We start from the raw sequence: 24,148 nt of genomic DNA on the forward strand, positions 1-24,148 counted from the left end.
TATTAGGCTTTTGTGTCACCCTGAGCGAAGTCGAAGGGCGCTTGCTATATCAAACAATATGTCCAATCGTTGCGGTCCTTCGACTTCGCTCAGGAGGACATATTAGACTTTTTTACTTTGACTTCAAAATCAAAACCCAGTCGTTGCCATCTTCATTTTTGCCTTCTGGCTGAAAATTTCGAGTTCCCTTATTATCAAATGTTCCGATTTTGGTTTTCTTGCCATTTCTTGGATTGTACCAAGTTGCTTCGAATTTATCACCGGAAATTTTTCCTAGTTTTACTTCAATTATTCTTCCGTTGTACGTGTATAATAAAGCATATTTTTCTCCTCTTATGGCTGGAATATAATCGTATTTCTCTTCTTGATTAACGACTAAAGAAACATCTGGAACTCCTTCTATAAATGGAAACTCTTCCATTAATTTCTTGATATAAATCATTTGTTTTGCTCCGGGCGAATTAATTGCTAATGTCCATAATTCTTTATTTCCGTAAGCTGGTTTATCGCCTTTTCTAAACATCTGCATGACAGCGTTATGTCCGTACGTGTAACCTGCACCGCCTGATAAAACCGACCAATATCCGTAACGGCGAACGTCGCTTGCGGTCCATTTTGGCTGTAAAGTGTCGTGCAAACCGTGTGGAATTCCTTCATAAGAGGGTTCTCCGTCAAGTGTTGGTTTTGTTGGTTTTAATTCGAAATCTCTTAGAACGAATTTGTAATTGTCTTCTTTGAAATTCGTTTTCACTGAATCCTGATCGTATCTTCTGTGTCCTGATTGGAACATATTGAAATCCAGCCATTTTTCGTTGTGGAAGTTCTCTGAAGAATCAGTTCTTCCAAAAGGATGAAAAGTCACCAACTGATTTGGATTGTTATTTTTTAAAGTATTTCCGATGGCATTCCAAATATCCTGAAATTCATTTCCGTGAGTATCTCCACCGTTTAACCAGATTACATTGGTTCTGTTTTTATATCTTTTAGCCAAGAAATCAGCATAAACTGTTGCTTGTTCTTTGCTTACTTTATTTCCTTTTGAAACGTTGGTTCCCCAAACTGGAACCATTGCTACATAAATTCCGTTTTTCTGAGCTACGTCTAAAGTGTAGTCAACGTGATCCCAATAATCGTATTGTTTTGCATCTTTGAAATCATTTCCTGCCGTAATCAACGGTTTTGAAACATCTTCATTTATCAAAGCTGCATCTCCGTAAACATTAACAGCATTGATGTTATGCAAAACCATTACTTGAACTACATTAAATCCTTTGTCTTTTCTGTCTTTGAAATATTTCTCAATTCCTGCTCTGTCCAATTTTCCGAATGCTAGCCAGCCCGTGTCTCCAAGCCAGAAAAATGGTTTTTCGTTGTCGGTAACAAAATAATGCTGATTTTTAGAAACTTTGATTTCAGGCAGAGATGCTTTTGTTTTAGCAGATTGCGAAAATCCGCTTTGTGCTGTCAACATAAAGCTTATACTAAGAGCGTATAAAGATTTAATTTTCAGATTCATTTTGGGTTGTTTTTGAATTTATGTTTCTTGGTTTGATAGCCACGAATTCACGAATTATTCTTTTATAATCTTTGTGTTTTATTTCACGCAGATTTTGCTGATTTTAGCTGATTTGCGCAGATCAAAATTTTAAAAAATCTGCTTAATCTGCTTTGATCTTTTTATCCCGATAACTATCGGGAGCGTGAATTTTTTTCTCTCGCAGATTTGGGAAATTAAGCAGATTTCATTCTCAATTCAATCTGATTAATTCGTGAATTCGTGGCTATTAAAACTTTTATTTCTTCACTACAAAAAGCACTTTTTCTTTTATTTCGGCTTGTGGAATTGTGACTTGTTTTCCTCCGCTGATATTTGCTTTTTTCGTTATATTTCCTGTTGTTGCATTAATTGCAAATACTTCAAATGTTCCTTTTTCGTTTGATAAATCGATTGTGATATCTTGGTCGGTTTTCAAATAAAAAAGATAGCTTTTTCCTTTGTTTTCGAGTTTCCAAAGATTGTCTGAAAACGTATTTCCATCAACTAATTTCATTTCGCTTAAAGCGGCATAAAATTCAGGAAGTTCGATTTTTGGAATGTTTGGCAATGAAGCTCCCGCCATTAAAGCTGGCCATCCAAATCTTGAAGAACCATCTGTTGAATATAAAATGACTTTTTCAGGATATTTTTCTCTGTACTCACGAACGGCGCGATATACTTGATTATCCGTTTCTTTTCCGGTTTTTAGTTTTCTGGCGTGCTGTCTCGGTGCTAAATTTACGCCTCCTTGTGGAGCATAAGCCGAACCATCTTCTTTGTAATACCAATAACGAATGTCGATTACATCAACGGTTTTATTTCTTTTAGCATCATTTAAAATAGCATCCTGAACATCTTTAGTTGCACTTAAACCAATTAAGCCTTTTTTTCCAGTTTCATCTTTCCATTTTTGGGCTTGGTCTAACCAGAATTCCATGAAATGTAACGGACCTGTATATTCGGCACTTGTCAACTGAATTACGTTGCTGTTTTCCTGAAAGTTCTCGAATGATTTTCTGATAAATCCTTCGTGTAATTTTCTTCTTTGAGCATTCGTAATATCATAAAATTGCTCCGCCATAAAAATACGTTTGTCTCCTGCGTAAGGCGGTGGCTCAGGAAATCCTGTACTGTTGATATTGTTTGCTGAACGCCAAGGCGAACTTGCCCAGTGCGCTCCAGCTTCTAAAATATTGTGTTGAAAATATTGCTGATTGATTAACAATTGTCCGTTTGGTTCTGCCAGAGTTGCAAACTGCGCTAAACGGCTCCAATACCAATCGTTGAATTTTGTTAAATCGTACTTACTTAGATGATCCCAAGCGAAATCTTTCCCGCTTCTTGCGAAAGGCTGTTCGTAAAACGGAGGCCAAACATCGTCATCGATTCTTCGAACACGTTCGTGATCGTCCATTCGTCTGTCGTACCATAAACCGTAATTGTGTTCTAAGGCAACGATATTATTTTTAGTCAAATAGTCTACAGTTTCCTGCACTTTATCCGTCAATCCGTTTCCTGTTCTTCCAGGTACAAAACGAGTGATGTGCGGTGTTGATTTATTAACGAAATCATCACTTAAATCACCTCTCCACCAAGCTACGTTGGTTTGTTTTCCTGCAATTACTTTACCTTCAAAAGTTAACCAGCCGTTTTCTACTGTTACTTTAGAAGTTGATTTTTCAGTTTTATTTGATGCAACTTTTAAATCGTTTGCATTTTTTAAACCTTTACTGTCTGTATTAATCGGATTTGCTTTTGAAGCTTCTGCAATCAATTCTTGTAAACTTTTTGCCGTTGTAGCAGAGTTTTTAGTCAATTCTGCAGCAACTTCTACACTCGGACTTGAAGAAGCTTCTGAACCTAAATCATAGATAAAAGGCTGAACTGGAAGTTTTCCTAATCTGGCTTCTAGTTGCGTGTAGAATAAACTTCTTGGACTGATATGTTCGTTTACGTTTTTCCAATGTCCGTTTCCCCGAAATTGTCCCCAAACTCCAAAAGCCCAGTTTTGTGCTGTTGGCGGATTATAACATTCTACTTTTGATGCCGATGATTCCCAAATTACAGAATTAGCTGCTGTCCATCCTGCGCCTCTTCCGCCTTGTTCTCTGTTGTTATAGCTTAATGCTTTTCCGTCGATATTGGTAATGTCAAATAAAACTCCAGTTGCCCAGCTTCCGATTGCACCGCTGTTTTCGAATGGCAAATGTGATTCGCATTGTACGAACGCATTTGGACCCGTTGTTCCGAATCCGCCTACAGCAAAATCATGATATCCAAATTCTGAATAACAACGTTGGAATAAAGTCTGCTGCCCTTCGGTATAAAACGTATGTCTTCTGAATGAAGCGATTTCTGAAATTGGTTCTGTAGCGATACAATCTTCAACGGTAATTTGCTGACTTGTTTTTAAAATCGTAACCGCGCCGCCTGCAAAATGTTTGAAATTCACTTGTTTTACCCAAGCATTTCTAGTGTTTTCAATGCTGATTGCCTGCCAGCGGTGTTCTTCGTCTTTTAAATTTGAAGGATTGTAAGTTGATTTTATTAATATGTTTTCAATTCCAGTATTTTCAATTCTTCCCTGCCAAGAATAAACGGTTACTTTTGAAGTTCCGAAAACATCATCCAAAGACATTGTGATTGGCGCGTTTACGGTTACTTCGTTTCCGTTAATTTTGGTAACGACACGATTCCAAGTGGTAATCCAGTCGCCTTTTTTCCAGCCAATCCATGAAGTTTCTCCACCGAAATCCTGCATGTTTACTTCTTTAATGAAATTATCCGTTAAAGGTTTACTGATTTCGATTTCGTCTCCAACTTTTAATTTTGAAGTGTTTTTTAATTGGATTTTCTGAGTTCCAAGTGGCGTATAAGCGTTTGCAAATTCAAATGAATCTTTATACATTTTATCGCTTACACCTAAAATTCTAATTAAAGCTTCTCTTTCTAATCCGGTTCCTAAAAGTACGGTTCCGTTTTCGGAATTTCCGCTTCCTCTTAAAACTACTCCTGATTTTCTAATGTATAAAGTTCCGCTGATTTTGAAAGTTCCTTTGTCTAACAAAACTGCTCCACGAAATCCTGATTTGTCAGGTTTTAATGCACTGACATAATCAATTGCATTTTGGATTTTCTGAGTTGCGTCTTCTTCTTGTATAGAAACAAAAATTTTGTTGTCTAGATTCGGAATGGCAACTTCTGAGTTTCTGTATCCAGCAAAAGAAAAATCTGGGATTTGATTTCCTTGATTATCGGTTGTGAAAGAAAGTTTTCCTTCTTTCGTTTTGATGATATCTGGGAAAGTGTTTTGGGCTGTGATCTTGCTACATATAGACATAGTAAAACACATTATTACTAATGTGTTTTTGAAGCAAGGGATTATATTTTGTTTAATGAAATTCACTTTTAGTATATTTTTCAATTTTCTAAAGTTAAGCATTTCCGCAATTTTGTCATTTCGACGAAGGAGAAATCTCACGCGGGATTTACTCACTGTTGCGGAGCTTCTAGTGTGATTCCTCGTTCCTCGGAATGACAAACTAGATGGATTTTCTTTGTGTTATTAAACCTGACAGGTTTTAAAAACCTGTCAGGTTTGCGTTGAGAATACTTAACTATTGTAATAATGATTTCAACTTCGCCAAAGTATCCGTATTATTTTCGATTTTCGTCCAATCTGTTTTGCCCTTTGGATCGATTCCGTTAAAATATTTTTCGATGTTCGTATATCCGTCTCCATTTGCGTCTTTATTAGCGTCTGAAGCATCATTCGGATTTAAACCGTATTTCTTTTCCCATGCATCTGGAATTCCGTCATTATCTGAATCTTTGTATGCTTTTCCTTTGTAAGTTGGATAACCGCCAACTTGGTCAGGATGTGTTATAATTCCTTTTTTATACGAATCTGCTGGCAATCTTCTTTTGATGAATTCTTTTCCGATATTATTTTCTAAGCCGTCTTTTACTTCGATTTTTCCAGTTTTAACTTGTTTGATAATTCTTTCATCGACAGCATCTCTTTTTGGGATTGTGGCTCCGACATTCGTTAAAACAAAATCATAAGCTTCTTCTGCCGACATGATATTGAATTTTGGCATTGAAAAAGGTTTTGGCTGTTTAATAGTTGCTAAAAATGCTGCCGTTTCCGCTTCTGGAAGGTTTTCCAATTGTACTCCGCCATTCCAGTTGTCTGCTGTAACTTCTGGAGAACCCACAATAAAGTTTCCTGAAACATAAGCTCTTCCATATTGCTTTGGCTCAATATAACCAGATTCAGGTTTTACAATTCTATGCGAAATAGGTTCGTTTTGTGGCGTTATTGGACCTGGTTTGAAATAGTTATTGATAATGTTTAACATCGAACGATAATCGCCTCCATCAAGAGTACGATTCCACCAATTGAATACTACGTTATTCACAAAATTAAAGTCACCATACATTCCGATAGAAGCATTTCTAGAAATGTTATCCGCCCATAAGTTGCGCATAAAAGTACTATTTAATCCGCCGATTGTACTTCCGAAAGCATGGTTATACGTATCTAAACCTTCTGATGAAATAGTGTTTTGAATCGTGATATTACAAGCTGGTAATTTTTCCAGTTTCGATTTTGCATTAGCAGCAAACTGATGTCTGTACAAAGAAATGTTTTCGTCTAATCCCCAGCTAACAGAACAGTGATCTACAATGATATTTCCCATTGGATTTCCGCCTAGAGCGTCGTCTCTTCTCGTTACTTCGGTTGCACCACGACGGAAACGCATATGACGAATAATAACATCGTGTGTATCTATTTCTAACGTTTCTCCAGCAATACAGATTCCGTCACCCGGAGCAGTTTGCCCAGCAATGGTTACATAAGGCGCACGCATGCTGATTCTTTTTTTCAATTGAATAATTCCCGAAACATTAAAAACAATAGTTCTCGCTCCAACCGCTTCGCAGGCTTCACGGAAAGTTCCTTTTCCGCTGTCTTCTAAACTCGTAACCACAAATATTTTTCCGCCGCGACCGCCTTGTGTGTATGCTCCACCGCCTTCTGCACCTGGAAAAGCAGGAATATCTGCCAAAACAAAATCTTTTGGATAAGATGCCCAAGGTAAATAAGGTTTTCCTTGTTTGGCTTCTTCTTTAATAATATTATAATTGCTCGTCCAGATTTCGTTTAGCCTTTTTTCTTCATCAGCTAAAAAAGCGTCTGCCTTTTCCTGAACTGGTTTTGGAATTACGGGATATTGTGCATAAGCCGATGATACAAGAGAGCAGAATGACAATGTCATAAATGCTCTTTTTAAAGTACGGTTGGGGAAAATATTGTGCATGAAAAAAATATTCTTTGGTTGATAGTTTTTGGTGCAAAGTTTAAAGGAAAAAATTATTCTTTTGTAGTAGAATCTTTTGCTTTATTCTTTTCTCTTTCTTCAAGACGTTTGTGCCAGTCAGCGCTTTCTTTATTCAAATCGTAACCTTGTTTTGATAAATAATTGTTGATTCTTCCTTTGTATTTACCAAACCATCCGTGTTTTTCTTTAGATGATCCACCGTCCATTGCAAATTCTCTTGCTTCAACTAAAGCTTTATAAATATAATCTTTTTGTTCTGCTGTTAAATTTGGCAACATATCGTTGTAACCTGCAACCGTGATTGGAAGTACACCGTAAGTCATTCCGTCTTTAACTTCAGTAATTTTATCTTCTGATAATTCTTTACTTAATTTTTTAAGGTAAGATTTATGCAATTTTGCAATTGATTCGTCTGCTTTTGATTTCAGCTTATCAATTTTTTCGTTTTGTTTTTCTTTTGCTAAACTAGTGTCTTCTTTTACTTTTTTAATTTCAGCATCTCTTCCGTCCTGAATTTCAGTTAAGTCTCTGAATTGCTGCGCGATGATATTTGAAATTACTTTTTCTTTTGCTTCATTTTTCAAATCTAATTTAGTAACGATTTTTGCAGCTCTTTCGTTGGTAACTTTTACATATTCAGGATCTAAATGCTGTTGTGCATTTAAAGTTGAAAATGCAAAAACCAGCGATAATAAACCAGCATTTATTTTATTTAGTGCCATTGTCTTTCTTTTTTTAGTTATTTTTTTTAACTCAATCATAAGGCCAACGGCCTTTAAGCAACACCATAGGATAAAATCCTATGACTCACAAATCATGTAGACAGAGCCCTGAAAGGGCGCAAGCCTTTGTCTATTTTCATTAATTGCTTTCGCCCTTTCAGGGCTTTTTTCTTTCATTATTCTATACATAGGACGTTGTCCTATTTTAGTGCTTTGAGCCTTTCAGGCTCTTTTTTAAAACATTCCTACTTTTTAAAAACAGGAATGTTTTAAAAAATTGTTCCTATTTTAAATCTAATAAAGGTCTAACTAATGTTTCTTTGTTATTAGCCAAATCTTTCCAGTCTACTTTTATCGCAGGATTTACACCGTTGATGTAATCTTCAATATTAGTGTATCCGTCTCCGTTTAAATCTCCTTGAGCATCAGATGGATCGTTCGGGTTTAAACCGTATTTTTTCTCCCATGCATCCGGTATTCCGTCTTTGTCTGTATCTACATAAGGTTTCCCTTTGTATTCTGGATATCCTCCAACTTGAGAAATATCAGTGATGATACCTTTTTTATAAGAATCCATCGGTAAACGTCTGTGTTCAAATTGATAAAATTCTTTTTTCTCTAATCCTTTTGCATATTCTGGAACCCCAGTTTTTACCGTTCTTACGATTCTTTCGTCTACTTTATCTCTAATTGGAAGCGTTGCTCCAACATTTTTCAATACAAACTCATATGCTTCGTCTGCTTTCATGAATGGACGGAACCATGGCATTGGGAAAGGTTTAGCTGCTTTCATTTTAGCAAAATATTCTTTTGCCTCATCATACGTCATTAATTCCCCTTTTTTATTTTCAAGCTGAATACCGCCGTCCCAATTGTCTTTAGTTACTTTTTCGTTTCCGTTAATAATATTTCCATCTACGTAAGCTCTTCCAAAAACCACATAAGGTAGTTTGCTTCTTCCAGATTCTGGTTTTAAAATTCTATAGCTGATTGGCTGTGTCAAATCGGTAACTGGTCCTGGTTTATAGAAGTTATTGATAATATTGTAATTAGCAGTATAATCTCCACCATCAGTAGATCTATTGTACCAGTTAAAAACTACGTTATTCACAAAATTGAAAATTCCGTTCCAACCAATAGAAGGGTTTCTTCCAGCATTATTAGCCCACATATTTCTCATGAAAGAGCAGTTTTCTCCACCTAAAGTACTTCCGAAAGCGTGATTATAAGTATCCAAAGCTTCTCCGAATAAACTATTTTGGATTGTAATATTTACTGTTCCAACTTTAATATCTGGATAACCTGCTCCTGGATTGTACATGTGTCTGTAGATTGACATGTTTTCGTCTAATCCCCAAGTTGCAGAAACGTGATCTATCATGATATTTCCAACAGGATTTCCTCCAATAGCATCATCACGACGTCCTACAAAAGTTTCTCCACGACGGAAACGTACGTGTCTGATAATTACGTCATGTGTATCAATCCAAGTTGATTCTCCTGCAATACAAACACCATCGCCAGGAGCTGTTTGCCCAGCAATTGTGATGTAAGGCGCACGAATAATCAACGGACTTTTCAATCTTATAATTCCAGCAACATTAAACACTATTATTCTCGCTCCTCCTTGCTCGCAAGCTTCACGTAATGTTCCAGGTCCACGATCTTCTAGACTTGTTACTGTGTAAACTTTTCCACCACGACCACCGAACGTGTACATTCCTCCACCTTCAGCACCTGGAAAAGCAGGAATTTCTGCCTGAGGTAAATCGGTTGGTCTAGCTGCCCACGGGATATAAGGCTTTCCATGTTTTGCTTCTTCTTCAATAACTACTAAAGCTTTTGTCCAAGCTTCATCAGAAAGTCTTTGAGCTTCTTCTTTAATAGCTTTTTCCTGAGCCTGAACTTCTGGACTTATCTTCGGATATTGGGCAAAACATTTTGCACTTCCTAAAAAAAGAAGAGATGATGCGATAAATAATGCGGAATTTTTCATGTTAATTTGTAATTGTGGTAATTCTTTTTAAACAAATCACCTGTATCTTTTGACGAATACAGGTGAAAAGCTTTATATAATAATCCTTGTTTTGATATTAAATTTATTCTTGATAATTGAAGGTTCCTTGTGCTCCAAAATTATCATTCCAGCCAATAGTTTGTAATAACCACGGATTTGCTGTTAAAGGTGCAGTTGCAAGACCATTTATGTAGTAGTTTGGATTAAATTTAATATTAACCGCCGCTCCATTATAGTTATCCATTGGTGTTATTAATTCTGTACGTGTAAAATTAGTGTTATAGAAATTAGCCAAAGCTGTTAATTGTGCTTGGAAATTAGTTGCATCTGGATCGGCCATAATACCTGCACGATCAGCAGACAAAGGATCTTTTGTAGAAGATTCTGCTGTATTTTTATATTGTAAAAAGTTTCCAGTACGTTTTGTTCCATTAATTGGAGTTAAATGCAATTTACTTACTGTTCCACCAGTTACACCTGCAAGTGCTTCATTATCGTAAAGCATCCATCTTTGAACATCCCAGAAACGTTTCCCTTCGTATGCTAATTCTACTCTACGCTCGTATAATACTGCTTCGATTGCTGCATATTTATCAGAAAGTGTTCCTATACCGTAATTATTAGCTGCAGGAATACCTACACGGTTTCTAATTCTTCCTAAATAAGCTAATGTATTGTTTGTCTGACCTAAAGCCGCATAACATTCTGCAATATTCAATAATAATTCCGCATAACGATATTCCATAATATCTGTTCCAGAATATTGGAAATTCGTTTCTTTACTTGCCGCTGAATTACTCATTTTTCTAACAAACGCAGGACTTGAAACTGCTGTATTTGAATCTGCAAAACCTGCTTTATTAGAACCATCTACCCAACGGTAAGCCCAAAGAACTGCGTCTGGAGTTTCTTTGTAACCCCATTTAACTCCAGAAAAAGCAAATGTTCTGTAGAATCTTGGATCTCTATCTACAAAGAATGTAAAATCATTATATCCGTTTGCTGCTGTAGGTCTTTTACCGTCTTTCATTGGAAACAAATCAATCATTTCTTTAGGAGCTGGTGTTCCTCCTCCTGTTCCACCTAAACTTAATAAACGAATACCTTTTTCCCATGAATTGTTTATTCCTGTAGATAAAGTAGATGTTCCGCAAAGTTGCACTGCAATAGCTTCTGAACAAAAAACATTATCAATTAAAAACATTGATTCCCATTGTTTTGCAGAACTTCCATATAATCCATAGCCATCAGCTGTTAATTGTGCTTCTGCTTCAAGACCTGCTTTTAAAGCAGCTTCCCAACGCTCATTAGAACCATCCCAGCTTTTGTTAAATAACGGACTTGCAAAAGTTAATAAAACTCTTGATTTTTGAGCCATTGCAGCACCTTTTGTAAAACGTCCATAATTAGCTGAATCCCAATTTCCAGGAAGCAAACTTGCAGCCATATCAAGATCTTTAACAATTTGATCTACTACTTCTGAAACTTTTGCTCTTGGAAGCTGAATAGAAGGATCATCTGCTGATGCGTTTTGAACAGTTGTAACAATAGGAACTCCTCCGTATACACGCATTAAATCAAAATATTGCATGGCACGCATATAGTACATTTGCCCTTTTGCACGATCACGGAAAGTTTTGTCAAGGTTTGAACCTTTAACATCAACTTCTTCTATGAAAGCTGTACATTCTCTAATTCTGTTATATGGATAATTATTGATACTTGTTGTTAATTTTGCTCCATAATATGTACTTGCTTCAGCAGCATTCAAAAGCGTTTTATTAGGATTGATGTAATCCTGTGTTCCTCCTAATTCCTCAGTTAGTTTTGAATTGGTATCTGTATACGAACCAATAACTGTTGCTGTAGGCGATTTATATGAATTATAAAAATCATAATATTGATTATCTACATAGGCTTGTGCACGCTCTTGAGTTTGATAGAACGTATCATCATATAAGCCATAAGCTTGCTTATCTTTAAGAAAATCATCACTACAAGAAGCAGTACCTAAGGCAAGCAAAAGTGATAATGTTATATATTTAAATGGTGTTTTCATAATTGCTTTTAATTTAGATTAGAATGATACGGTAAAATTAAGCGTCCAAGTTCTAAGCGTAGGATATCCTACTGAAGAATTATCATACATGTTTCGGTAATGATCTGGATAAGGATTATATAAATCCCAAAGGTTATTACCTGTTACACCTAATGTTATACCAGATATTTTTGTATCTGCAAACACTTTTTTAGGAATATCATATCCAACACTTAAGTTTCTAACAAAACAACGGAAAGTATTCAATTGCCAGAAATCTGACGGGCTTGACATATAGCTCCATTGTGCTACGTTAGGATATTTTCCGTTTGGATTATCATCTGAATACATATCTCTCCAGAAACTTTCGCGAGACCACATACTGTTTGCACTTGATGTTCCTTGGCTTACTAAATCAACAAATGTAGCACCTCCCCATGAAGTTGAAATTTGAGTTCTCAAATAGAATCCATTTGCTTTAAATCCTAAATTAGTAGTAAATCCATAAGTTCTGCTGCTGTTTGCTAATTTCACATAATCATTTTCTTTCATGATTTGACCATCAGCAGGAGCTAAAGATCCGTCAGGATTAAGCTGTCCAGCAACGTCTTGATAAGCTAAAGATCCTTTTCTGATTCCAGAAGGTGTAGTAATATCAAAGTATTTTGGAGTTCCACCAACAGCTGTTGCACGCTCGCTTAAGTAAGCCCAATAGTTAGCAATATCTTCGTCTGTACGTAAAATACCGTCTCCTGTAGATGTTCCTTTCCAAACTGCAAATCCCCAAACTGGATTAAATCCTACTGACTGTCCTTCTCTTGTAGCATTGTTAGATGGAAGTACATTTCCTTGGTCTGGGTATTTTTTCACTTCATTATTAGCATAACTAAAGTTAATACCTATATCATAACTTACATTGCTTTTGATTTTATCACTCCAGTTAAGGCTAAACTCAGATCCCCACGCATCAATAGCTGCATAGTTTTGTTCTGCATAAGCTCCACCAGCAGAAATTGGCACACCAACCGCACTACTCATGTCTGTTAACATATTAGTAGTTTTATCATAATAGAAATCAGCAGTAAAATTTAATCTGTTTTTCAAAACAGTTAAGTCAATACCAATGTTGTTTTTTACTGTAGTATCCCAAGTAACATCTCTATTAGGAGTTACCCTTGGAGTTACACCGTTTCCATTATTTCCTCCTCCAGAGTTAGTTCCTGCAGGTCCAAATTGGAAACCTTTATCCACAATAACATCATAATATTGAACCCATCTCCAAGGCTGAATATTATCTTTACCAGTTTTACCAATAGAATAACGAAGTTTTAAGAAATCAACCCACGGTAAAGCTTTTTCAAACCAATCTTCTTTAGACATTACCCAACCCAATTGAACAGATGGAAAATATCCCCAATAATTTTCTGGAGCAAACTTTGTAGAAGCATCGCTACGGAAAAGGAATTGGAATAAATATTTTTGTTTGTAGTTATAATTTAAACGTCCAAAATAAGAAAGTGTACCTCCTTCTACTTTTGTTGCAGTACTGTTAGAAGCACTTAATGTTCCTGCTGTACGATAATCTCCTAAATAATCTTTCCCTGTTTGCTCATAAGCTAAACGAGTAGATGTATTGTAAATTTCAGAAGCCTCTCCTCCTACCATGGCTCCAATTTGGTGATCTCCAAATGTTCTATCATAGTTAATGAAAAAATCTCCTTGAGTACTTTTACTATCGCTATTGTTATAGTAAACTCTTGAATTTCTAACGTTAGTTTCGATCACATAATCTCCATTTGGATTAGTTGTCGCGTTGTAAACAGATGGATCAGCTGCACTAGCAAGGTGATTTCCTTCTGTTTCGTAGTTTCTAATTCTAGCCAAATCGTATGGCAACTGAATTTGTTCTGTATAAGAAGAACTTTGCGTTCTTGAGTAAGTTCCTTTGAAAGATAATCCCTTAACAGCTGCTAATTTATAGTTTAACGAAGCATTCACGTTATATGAATAATCGTCTGTAATTTGGTGAGAACCATTATTTAAGTTGGCAAAATAGTTCCATCCGGCAATTGTAGTGTTGGCATTTGCACTTCCTAGGTTTTTGTTTGAGTTAGGAAATGGAGACATATAATATGTCTTACCATCTACAACCGTTTCCCACGGCACATGTTTAGGCATGTGTAACAAGAATCCGTAATCTGCTTGCTCTCCACCTGCTGCAGAACCGTAGCTTCCGTCACTAATATTTGCAGAAGCTTTAGTAAAAGATTTATCAATTGTTCCTGAATTACCAGAAACAGAAGCAGAGAAATCTAAGTTCTTAGCGATTTTTGCATTAATTCCTGTACGGAAATTCCATTTATCATATTTCTGATATCCTAAATTGGCATCTTGAGTAAGATAAGTTGCACCAGCAAAATAAGTAATATCTTCGCTACCTCCACTTACATTGAAAGAGTGTTTTTGCTGAATAGCAGGTTTCCAAGCTTCATCTAACCAGTTATAATCTAAACTTTTCATTTCTTCTAATTCAGAAGCAGAATACAATTTAACTGGATCTATATTTGGAGTTTGAGAAGTTAAAAATCTATTGCTGAAAACTCCAAATTCATAAGCATTTAAAGTTTTACTGTGGCTAATAGCATCGTTTACAGCAAACTGGCTATTATAAGTAAATTTTGCTTTACCAGATTTACCACGTTTTGTTTTTACTACGATTGCACCTTGCGAAGCACGAGAACCGTAAATTGCTGCAGAAGCATCTTTTAAAACCGTAATACTTTCAATCTCAGACGGATCTAATCTATTGAATTGTTCCAATGTAGGTTTACCATTAGTTGGATCTACCTGAATCATATCATCAATGATTACTAAAGGAATAGTTGAGTTTCCATCTTTTGAAAAACCGAATGATTGACGAATTTGAATACTTCCAGCATCTCCAGGACGTCCTGATCCACTTGTAACAGCAAGACCTGGAACTAAACCTTTTAGAGCGTCAGATAAGTTGGTCACTGGCAAGTCCATTAAATCATCTGGTTTTACCGTTGCGATTGCTCCTGTAAGTTCCTTTTTCTTTTGAGTTCCGTAACCTACTACAACAATGTTTTCTAATTGGTTAAAATCGTCTTGCATTTGTGCATTAACGATCGAACGATTATTAAGAGGCAATTCTATTTTTTTCATTCCGATGAAAGAAAAAACCAAAGTACCTCCACTTTTAACTTTGATTTGATACTTTCCATTGTAATCTGTCGTCACTGAATTTTTGGTAGATTTTTCAGTTACGTTAACTCCAGGCAACAATCCTCCTAAATTGTCTGTAACAGTTCCCGTTACTGTAACTTGATTTTGAGCATAACTCAGTACACTCATCAGTGCAAACAAAAGAAAACTACATCTTTTTATAAGTGCTTGTTTCATAAATGTTTTTTTTGGTTAGGTTATTAATGTTAGTTAGTCATGTTTAAACGTGTCTTAATGGTAACATAATTTTCCTTAAAGGAATCTTAAAACATTTTCTTTAAATGTTTAAAACACATTTATTTTAGTATTCCAAAAATATAACGATGATATATTAGAACCGTCCTGCTCTATCCTGTTTAATCGTATAATTTGGAAAAAAAAGACTCAAAAAAAACAATATTAATAAAAAACAAAAGGAAAAAATAAACGAAACAAAATATTTAAGACAAATGTTTGCTTAAAACAAAATTTATAAACCCATTTTCACTAAAAAACGATAAGATTTACATCAAAAATAAACATCTGTTATTTATTCTGCAAAACTTATTACTATACCTACTGATATCTAAGCGCTTATAAAAAGTCATTTTTTACGAAAACGATAGAGATAATTAACTAAAACGAGTTCATTTCGTAATAAAAAACCTGTAAAAATATACGCAGGATATATACAGGATACCTTTAAAAAAACATTAAATAATTTTTAATAAAAAAATTAATTTTTAAAAGTAATTTCTGACCAACAAAATGTAAACGCTATTTTTCGACGTTTTTCTTACTTAAGAAAACCCAATAAAAAACCCGCTGACATCAGTATCAGCGGGCATTTGTTAAAATTATTTTTGTTCTGTTGAACTTATTTAAACTACGCTTTCGGATTCCATTTATTTAAAACTAAATCTCTATTGTATTTTTTAATATCCTCTTTCTTTAATTGATGAGACCAAGAAACCCTTTGGGAAATATCTTTAGCACTAGAACCTTTACTTCCAAATTCTGCATAATAAGCAGTTTTATCTTTATCAGGAAATCGAGAATCAAGCCAAGCATTCCAACCTTCGGGAATTATATGCGAACCTAAATCTGTATTAATAAAAACCGTTTGCGCGTAAGGTCTCCATGGTCTTCCCAAAAATACTTTATCAACCGATTTGTCTTTTGCAGTAAGTTTACAATCAACAAAAACAAAACCATAAGCCTGTCCTTGCGGAGTCGACGCAGCGGTTATGTATGAATTGGTTAAACTTTCAATCGTACATTTATAAAAATAAGCCGTCGCAGCACCAAAAATAAAATCGGTTGTACCATTTATAAAACAGTTTTCAAAATAAGTTCGCGTATTTCCTTCTGATAAATAAAGCGTATCCTGATTTCCTAAGATATTACAATTCTTCACCAAAACTCGGTCACTTTTAATATGAAGCGCCACCGCCTGTCCTACTCGTCCTGCTGTATTTTCTACAGTTAGATTTTCAAGCGTACAATCATTTCCTTTGATCATGAAAGAATACGAAGTTCCTGTTCCAAATTCTTTTTTACCCGACGGATCTGGTTCTCGAAGCGGTTTCCCTGAATAATCATCAAATGAAATAATAGTTTTATTTCTGTCTAAACCTTTTAAAGTAATAAAGGGTTTTGAAGCTGGAATTTCCAATTTCTCGACATACTTTCCTGGTTTTATAGTGATTACAACACGTTTCTCTGAATTATCTTTTACATTATTTACTGCTTCCTGAATGGTTTTAAAATCTCCAGAACCGTCTTGAGCAACGGTTAATGCTAATTTGTTATCGAGCGTTTGAGCTGATATTGCCAATGTCGTTATTAAAAATAGAGTTAGAATATATTTCATTTCTTTTTTTATTTATTCGTTTTGTTTTGTCATCTTGACGAAGGAAAGATCACACTAGAAACTCCGCATTGAATGTATCCAATCTTTGTCGATTCCCGAGTGTGATTCCTCGTTCCTCGGAATGACAAACTGAAGGTAAAAACTTTGTCAAAAGTTTACGACAATCATTTTAATGCGACATCCAAACCGTCATTTCGCCTTTTCCTTTATTTCCCCAAGCAAAATACGGAATCAATTTTACAGATACTGCCGTTGCATCCTTAGAAGAAAGCGGTTTGTACAAAGATTTATTCCATGAATTATTCGAATTTATAACAGCTTCTGCATCAATGCTTACTAAATTTCTATTATTCAAGGTAAAATTATTTGTTGCAAAATTCGATTTCAAATTCAAAGCCACATCATTTACACTTATTTTCGCAGGAAGCTGATCCGATTCTAAACAATACACCAGAGGTCCTCTTTTTACGGCTATCTGATTTTTAACTTCTTCAACCAACGGATTAGCTTCCATTAATTCAACAGGCATTGGAAGATTCAATTCGATCACATCTCCTTTTTTCCATTTTTGGTTTAATTGCAGATAAGTTCCAGAAATGATTTTATCAGTAATCTTTGCATTATTTACCGATACTTCCGCATTCTGACTCCAGCCCGGAATTCTTAAAAAGAAAGTCTGTAAATCTTTTGGTACTTTTACAATTTTCAAAGTTATTTTTCCGTCCCAAGGATAATTAGTTTGCTGTTCAATTTCAATTTCTTCTCCATTTAAAGATTTCGTTCTTAACTGATTACTTCCGTATAAATTTACATACAAACCTTCTTTCGAAATATTGTACGCATAATTTCCAACTTCGGCAATTGTTCTGGTTACGTTTGGCGCACAACAGTTTGATAATGCGATATAACCTTCACGTTCATTACCCCATCTTTGATGAAATGGCAAATCATTTGAAACATTCAGCGGATTATTGTAAAGGAATTTTTCTCCTTCTAAATCCATTCCCGAAAGCACACTATTGTATAATGCTAATTCAACAATGTCAGCATATTTGGCATCTCCTGTAATTTGAAGCATTCTCCAATTCCATAACACATTTCCAATATTAGCACAGGTTTCGGTATGAGCGGTTGCATTTGGCAATTGAAAAGGTCTTCCATACGCTTGATGGATTTTCTGAACCACAGTTGGATCATAAGACGTTCCGTCTGGCGAAACGCCGTCGTATAAAGAACCACAGCCACCAGTAATGTACATTTTGCGATACGTTACATCATCCCAAATTGATTCTAAATTATCTAGTAATTTCTTTTCCCCCGTTTCAGCATACAAATCGGCAACTCCGGCATAAAGATAATTTGCTCTTACAGCGTGCCCCATTGCAGTTGTTTGCTGTCTAAACGGAACTCTGTCTTGATTATCATCGGTTCCATCATTTGTAGTTCCGCGAATGTCAATTAAATTATTAGCTAATTCCAGATATTTCGGATTTTTAGTCGTTCTGTACATTTCGACAATTCCCATATAATGCGACGGACAAATAGCATTTCGAGCCAATTCTGGCGAAGCTTTTTTGTAAAAATCATACAAGAAATCGGCAACACCTTTTGCAATATTAAGGAAGTTTGTTTTTCCTGTGGCACGATAATGAATACAAGCCGCAGTCATTAAATGTCCCATATTGTATTTCTCAAAACCCAATTGTTTCTTTACTTCTTCTGGGCCTAAAGTCCCCCAGCGTTCATCGATTAAAACTGGAGTATGAATATAACCGTCTTTGCGCTGTACTTTGGCGAAAAGCGCAATGGCTTTATCCATTTCGACATCTAGTTTTTTATCTTTTGTTACGGCATAAGTTGCAGCCATTCCTTCAAAAATCTTGTAGAAATCGCCATCATGAAACGAAGGGCCTTTGAAAGTTCCTTTACTTAAACCTGCTGCGATTTCGAAGTTTTTATAAGCATGCGAAATTTCATCGTTATGATACAAATCCCACATATACGGCAATGTATTTTTGGTTTCTACATCAAATTGTTCTTTCCAGAAACCGTTTGTCCATTTTACATCTTGTAAGCCTACACTTTGTAATTTCGAATATGGACTTTCTGAATTCGCAACTAAACCTTTGTTCTGCGCAAAGATTACGGTTGAAAGAAATAAACTTGAGATGATGATATTCTTTTTCATTTTGATATTAATTTTATCTGCCTGATCTGCTAAATCTGCGAGAGCTTAATTTTTCAAGCAGATTTAGCAGATTACGCTGATTTATTTTTTTCTTTAATCTATTATAATCTCCTATTCTGAGTTTTTTTTTCACGCAGATTTTGCAGATTTTAGTAGATATTTATTGATTTCTATTCTTTAAAATTAAAATCTGCGCAGATCTGCGTAAATCAGCTAAAATCTGCGTGAAACTTTTCTAGTTTACGAAGAAATTAATCATTCTGCTCATTGAATCTCCGTCTGCATCTTTTACGGTTAGAACGAAAGAAGCGAATCCTTTTTCAGCAGTTGTAAACTGAATTTCTTTTCCTTTTAAAACCACTTTACCATTTTTAAGATCAGAGAAAGTATAAACTGGTTTGTTTTCGTATCCTTTAAAATAATCCGTGGCATTTAAAGTTTTTTTCTCTCCCGAATTCACAAAATAATGAGGCTGCGCCAACCAGTCTAAATAATTATCCAACTGCGTAAATCCATCTTTATCAGCATCCTGATTCGCATCTGAAAAATCTCCAGCTTTTGAATTTTCGTTTAAACCAAAAGCTTTTTCCCACCAGTTTGGCAATCCGTCATGATCTGTATCCCAATCTGACGGACGAGTTTCTGAAGCAAAATTTGGCCATCCGCCTGCATCTTGTTCATTATCGATCATACCACCTAAACCGCTTTTACTGCCTTTGTAAGTAAAAGTTCCTTTTAAAGTTTCATCTACAATTCGGTTATCGTGTTTATCAAAAAACGGCTGATTGGCACCAACATCTGAAAGTACATTTTTATACGCCGCTTTCGCTGATTGCGTTTCTACGTAAGAAGGAAAAAATGGTTTGTCTACAAAAGTTTCATAATCTACTTTCTCATTATGGCTTATAGTAGATTTTCTGCCTTTTTCCTGAGATTTCTCATCAAAGTAGCCTGGCATGATATTTCCGTTAAAATAATAACGCTGCATTCCTTTTCCAACACCTTCGTGCTGTGCATTTAACGCGACAAATATTTTAGTTGAAGCTCCTGGTTTGTAAAAATTGTTTACAAAATTCACCTCGTTTGCACCGCCGTCTGTCGTTCTTTGTCCCCAGTTGTAAACCACATTATTGGTAATATCCAATCTTCCTGTGTAGTAGCCATCTCCATTTAAACCACCGCCAATACTCCAGTTTCTTCCGTAATTATGAGCTAGTAAATTGTGATGAAAACTTCCAATATCTCCGCCAATTGTTGCAGCAAATCCGTGCATTTTTCCAGCAGGATATTTATCATGTCCAGCCACATTTAATGCCTCAGAAATTAAAGTTCGTTGTAAAGTAATATGATGCGCGCCACGCGAACTAAACGATTCATCAATTGTCCAGCTAATCGAGCAGTGATCAATAATACTATAATCTGCGCCCGTTAATCCCATTCCGTCAAAAGTAGTTCCGCCCCCGATTCTCACTTTCAAAAATCGAATCACACCATCATTTCCTGTCAACCCAATTGGCGCTCTGCTGATCGTAATTCCTTCCCCTGGAGCGGTTTGTCCCGCAATAGTAATATAAGGCTGATTTGCTACTAATCTCGAAGCCAGTTTTATATTTCCCGAAACAGTAAAAACGATCGTTCTTGGACCAATTTCCTGATTGATCGCATCACGTAAACTTCCTGGTCCGTCATCATTTAAATTGGTTACTTCAATCACTTTTCCGCCACGACCACCTACGGCGTAACGTCCGTAACCTTCTGCTCCCGGAAATGCCAATTGTGCAGGTTTAAACGACCAAACATTACCTTGAGTAACTTCACCTTTAGCATCGACTTCATCTACTCTCCAATAATAAGTTGTACCGCTATATAAATCAGAAACTGAGAAAGATTTCTCAGTAAGTTTCCCTTTAAATTCTTTTGAAGCTTCTGTTGCGTTTTCTACGGCATTTTTATCTTCACCGAAATATATTTTATGAGATGCTACATTTTTTACAGCATCCCATTTTAGAGTTAAAGTTTTACCCACTTCCACATGTTCGTCCCTATTTTTTGGTTCAGGAGTACGCGCCTGATTCATCAAGTTTGGCGTATCAATTTCGAAACCATTAATCACAATTTGCTTAACAACATCTGGATTAGAAGTCGGATCAATTTCAAAACGAACAACTACATCCTTGCCTTTCTCAGCATTAAAAGTAATATACGCCATTGAAGCATCAATTTTAGCATTGGCTCTCTGACTTGCATTTACGGTTTCCTGAAGTTTTCCGTTTACGTAGATTTTTATCGGAGAAAAAGTTTTTCCTGTAATGACATCAAAAGCGTTATGAAAAGTCAAAAGTGTATGTTTTCCTGCTTTCAATCCACTAATTTTCAATTCTAAATTTTCAGCCGTAACCAAACCGTCACTTCCTAATCTATTGTAAAACGGAGCGCTCATTCCGACTTTATACCATTTTGAAGTAAAGTTTCCTTTGAGTTTAAAAGACACATTGTTAAATGATTTTTCAGCTTCTTTTCCTTCATTAATTACCCAAGAATCATAACTCGGATCATGAACTTCTTCTAGTCTTCTTTGAAAAAAATCAAAGTCCACTTTTACAATTTGTTTATCAGTATTTGCGACTGATTGTGCCTGTCCATTTGTGGTCAAAAGCATGGACAAAACAGCACCACTTATTAATTTCTTTATCATTATAGTTGGCAATAGTTAGTTTAATTTCGTTTTTTCTGCTTCAGATTTTCCTAACAGATTTATAATGTCTTTTTTTCTTTCTTCTGGAATTACTTTTAAAACCTTCAATTCTCCATTTACGAGTTCGGCTTCAATTGTAGTATTTTGTTTGGCGTGTAATTTAAAATGAACATTCCATTCTTTTGGCCAAGCTGGAAAAAGATAAATTTTCCCCTCTGCTTCCTGTAAAAGCATTTCCTGCATCCCAATCATTCCCGATCCGCCCCAATTATGATCTGGAACCCAGTCAAATCCCGGACCCCAAAAAGCTGGAAAACGTCTTTCTGAATTCGCCATTTTTAGTGTATTATATTTTGCTGCTTCTTCGGTTAATCCTAAACGAGCTGAAAAAATATTGTCTTGTTTCCATCCTATATGACTTCTGAATTTTAAAGCATCAGCATCATATTTCCAGGTATTTAAAGCCGTTTCTAAATCTGGTTTTCCAACGCCGTAAATTCCCCACGGATAAACGGGATACAATTGCGGAACCTCTGAATTATTAACTCTTTCCCATGTTTTGGCAGGAAGCAAAACTTTATGATTTTCAATCTGCCCAAAGTTTAAAGGCGGAATCCTAGTTTGAAGTGCTTTTAAATATGCAACGTCTTCTTTTGACAACTGATTTCCTGAAAGGTTTAAAAGGTTTTCTGTAATAACTTGCAAAGCCGAAATTGTACTGTTGGCATTATTTGCCATTTTATAAGTTTCCGCTCCCGAACCTGGAAAAAGAATTAATTTTCCGTTTCCATCTAAAGCTTTTCTTCCTCGCTGTTTTGCTAAGTATTGATAATGTTCATCAAAAAATCGAAGACAGCTTATAATGAATTGATTGTATTTTTGAATGTCTTCTCCGGCATATTCTTTCTGCTGCAACATCATTTGACAGAATTCCAAAACTGTATCCCATTCGTATTCCAGCCACGCATTGTATTCCATTCCCGGATCGTAATCTGCGGGACGTTTCCATTCGTATTCTGCTGGATTAGGCAAGCCGAAATTTTCTAATTGTTCTGTGAATGAAGCACCATTATGATTCCAATAGACTTTGCTTCTTAATTCAGCATTTTTTTGAAGACTTACGTAATAATCCAATTGCGATTTCATCATATCAAAATCACCGCTTTTTACCATCGGAAAATAAACCAATCGCTGATTTTGAGCCGTCATTGTTCCTCCTCCCCAATTTCTGAAATCTGGTGTAAAATCTAAATCCTTATTCGTGTAAACGGGATCAACCGTAAAAAGTCCGCCGTTGAATTTGGTTGGATATTTTCCATACGCATTGCATCCGAGCATATATCGAAACAATTGATAATTCTGTCCGATTTGATACACTGAATCTTTCTCAATCGATTGATTTTTTTGTGTAAAAATAAAACTGCGGTTCCAGAAATTATTCCACCATTTTTGAGTGTTTTTTTCAGCTTGTTTCGCTGTGTTTTTGTTTGCAGAAATCAGACTTTTTAGTTCATTATTCCAAATAGAAAAATCAGATTGGTTGGTGTTTAAATAAATTTCTAACGAATGCTTTTTGGATGGTTTTATGCTAGTTAAATTAAAACCTTTAAAATCGGTATCCTGATATTTTCCAAGATACGTCCCGTCTGGTTTTAAGTTATCACCTTTCATAAATCCGCCAAAAGTTAAATTCGCAATCGGGTTCAGCATTTGGTCCTTAACCGATTCCATTTTCTGCTGTTTTACCGCTACATCAAAAACCGTATTTTCTCTGTTTCTGTGATAGAATTTTATTCCGTTGTTTTCAAAAGCAATAGAATCTTTATAGGTAATAAGTTCTCCTTGGGGTGCCCATTTATAAGAATTGGCATTGTTTTCTTTTCCTTTTGGATAACGATTTTGATAACGCCAGCTTTCATAAGAAGCCGTCATTTTCAACGGATTTTTACTTTCTAAATCAACATGAATAATCGGTTTAAAAACATCTACCCAAAGTTTGATTTTAGTATCATTCTGCCCAACTAAAACATAACCGTCTTTTAGTTTCAATTCCTGATGAAAACCAGCTGCTCCCTCAAATGGATTTGGTGTTAAAGTCACTTTTACTCGTCCTAATTTCAATAAAGTATTGTGTTCGTCGAAAGTACCGCTTCGTGAAAAATAGAAATACAAATCTCCCTTCTCAACCCAGACATTCATACCAATATCGCCGCCGCCCAAAGGCATCGATTCTGATGAATTATTGCTTTGCGTTGTCCAGATTTGATTGTAATTATCAAGCGCAGGGATTTGTGCTTTAAGACAAAGCGTGGTGAAGAGAAGTATGTATTTAATGTATTTAATGTATTTCAATTTTACTCTTTTTAAAGTTTTTTTGTCATTTCGACGAAGGAGAAATCTTCGTTGCATGATCGACAAAGATTGCGGAGTTACTTGCGAAGATTTATCCTTCGTCGAAATGACAAACTAGTCGTTAAACTCATCATTAATCATTTACAATTCACAATT

The 24,148-nt window shown here is 35.6% G+C and carries 11 protein-coding genes; all 11 read right to left on the bottom strand.

The genetic code is table 11. The features are described 5' to 3' along the window. Positions 1–112 precede the first annotated feature (112 nt). Complete coding sequence (locus V6624_RS19215) at positions 113–1,516, bottom strand: glycoside hydrolase family 140 protein (protein ID WP_338839843.1); 1,404 nt, start codon at positions 1,514–1,516, stop codon at positions 113–115. Positions 1,517–1,793: 277 nt separating this feature from the next. Then, the gene (locus V6624_RS19220; RefSeq protein ID WP_338839845.1) at positions 1,794–4,877 is read right to left on the bottom strand and encodes a DUF6298 domain-containing protein; all 3,084 of its coding nucleotides are present in this window, start codon (positions 4,875–4,877) and stop codon (positions 1,794–1,796) included. Between the two features lie 277 nt (positions 4,878–5,154). Then, positions 5,155–6,819 carry a polysaccharide lyase gene (locus V6624_RS19225; RefSeq protein WP_422389318.1) on the bottom strand — a complete coding sequence of 555 codons (1,665 nt, stop codon included), beginning with the start codon at positions 6,817–6,819 and terminating at the stop codon, positions 5,155–5,157. Between the two features lie 95 nt (positions 6,820–6,914). Then, entirely contained in the window at positions 6,915–7,604 is a 690-nt protein-coding gene (locus tag V6624_RS19230) for a DUF3826 domain-containing protein (RefSeq protein WP_338839848.1), read from the bottom strand. Between the two features lie 283 nt (positions 7,605–7,887). After that, a complete protein-coding gene (locus V6624_RS19235; RefSeq protein WP_338839849.1) occupies positions 7,888–9,600 on the bottom strand; it encodes a polysaccharide lyase in 1,713 nt (570 codons plus the stop codon). A 103-nt stretch (positions 9,601–9,703) separates the two neighbouring features. Then, complete coding sequence (locus V6624_RS19240; protein WP_338839851.1) at positions 9,704–11,680, bottom strand: RagB/SusD family nutrient uptake outer membrane protein; 1,977 nt, start codon at positions 11,678–11,680, stop codon at positions 9,704–9,706. A gap of 18 nt (positions 11,681–11,698) precedes the next feature. Next, positions 11,699–15,082 carry a SusC/RagA family TonB-linked outer membrane protein gene (locus tag V6624_RS19245; RefSeq protein ID WP_111289745.1) on the bottom strand — a complete coding sequence of 1,128 codons (3,384 nt, stop codon included), beginning with the start codon at positions 15,080–15,082 and terminating at the stop codon, positions 11,699–11,701. Positions 15,083–15,770: 688 nt separating this feature from the next. Continuing rightward, a complete protein-coding gene (locus V6624_RS19250; protein WP_111289743.1) occupies positions 15,771–16,757 on the bottom strand; it encodes a pectinesterase family protein in 987 nt (328 codons plus the stop codon). A gap of 169 nt (positions 16,758–16,926) precedes the next feature. Further along, the gene (locus V6624_RS19255) at positions 16,927–18,945 is read right to left on the bottom strand and encodes an aceric acid hydrolase (RefSeq protein WP_111289741.1); all 2,019 of its coding nucleotides are present in this window, start codon (positions 18,943–18,945) and stop codon (positions 16,927–16,929) included. A 235-nt stretch (positions 18,946–19,180) separates the two neighbouring features. Beyond that, a complete protein-coding gene (locus tag V6624_RS19260; RefSeq protein ID WP_338839852.1) occupies positions 19,181–21,640 on the bottom strand; it encodes a T9SS C-terminal target domain-containing protein in 2,460 nt (819 codons plus the stop codon). A gap of 15 nt (positions 21,641–21,655) precedes the next feature. Further along, positions 21,656–23,992 carry a DUF5703 domain-containing protein gene (locus V6624_RS19265; protein ID WP_338839854.1) on the bottom strand — a complete coding sequence of 779 codons (2,337 nt, stop codon included), beginning with the start codon at positions 23,990–23,992 and terminating at the stop codon, positions 21,656–21,658. Positions 23,993–24,148 lie beyond the last annotated feature (156 nt).

The organism is Flavobacterium ginsenosidimutans (assembly GCF_037478105.1).
GTDB lineage: Bacteria > Bacteroidota > Bacteroidia > Flavobacteriales > Flavobacteriaceae > Flavobacterium > Flavobacterium ginsenosidimutans.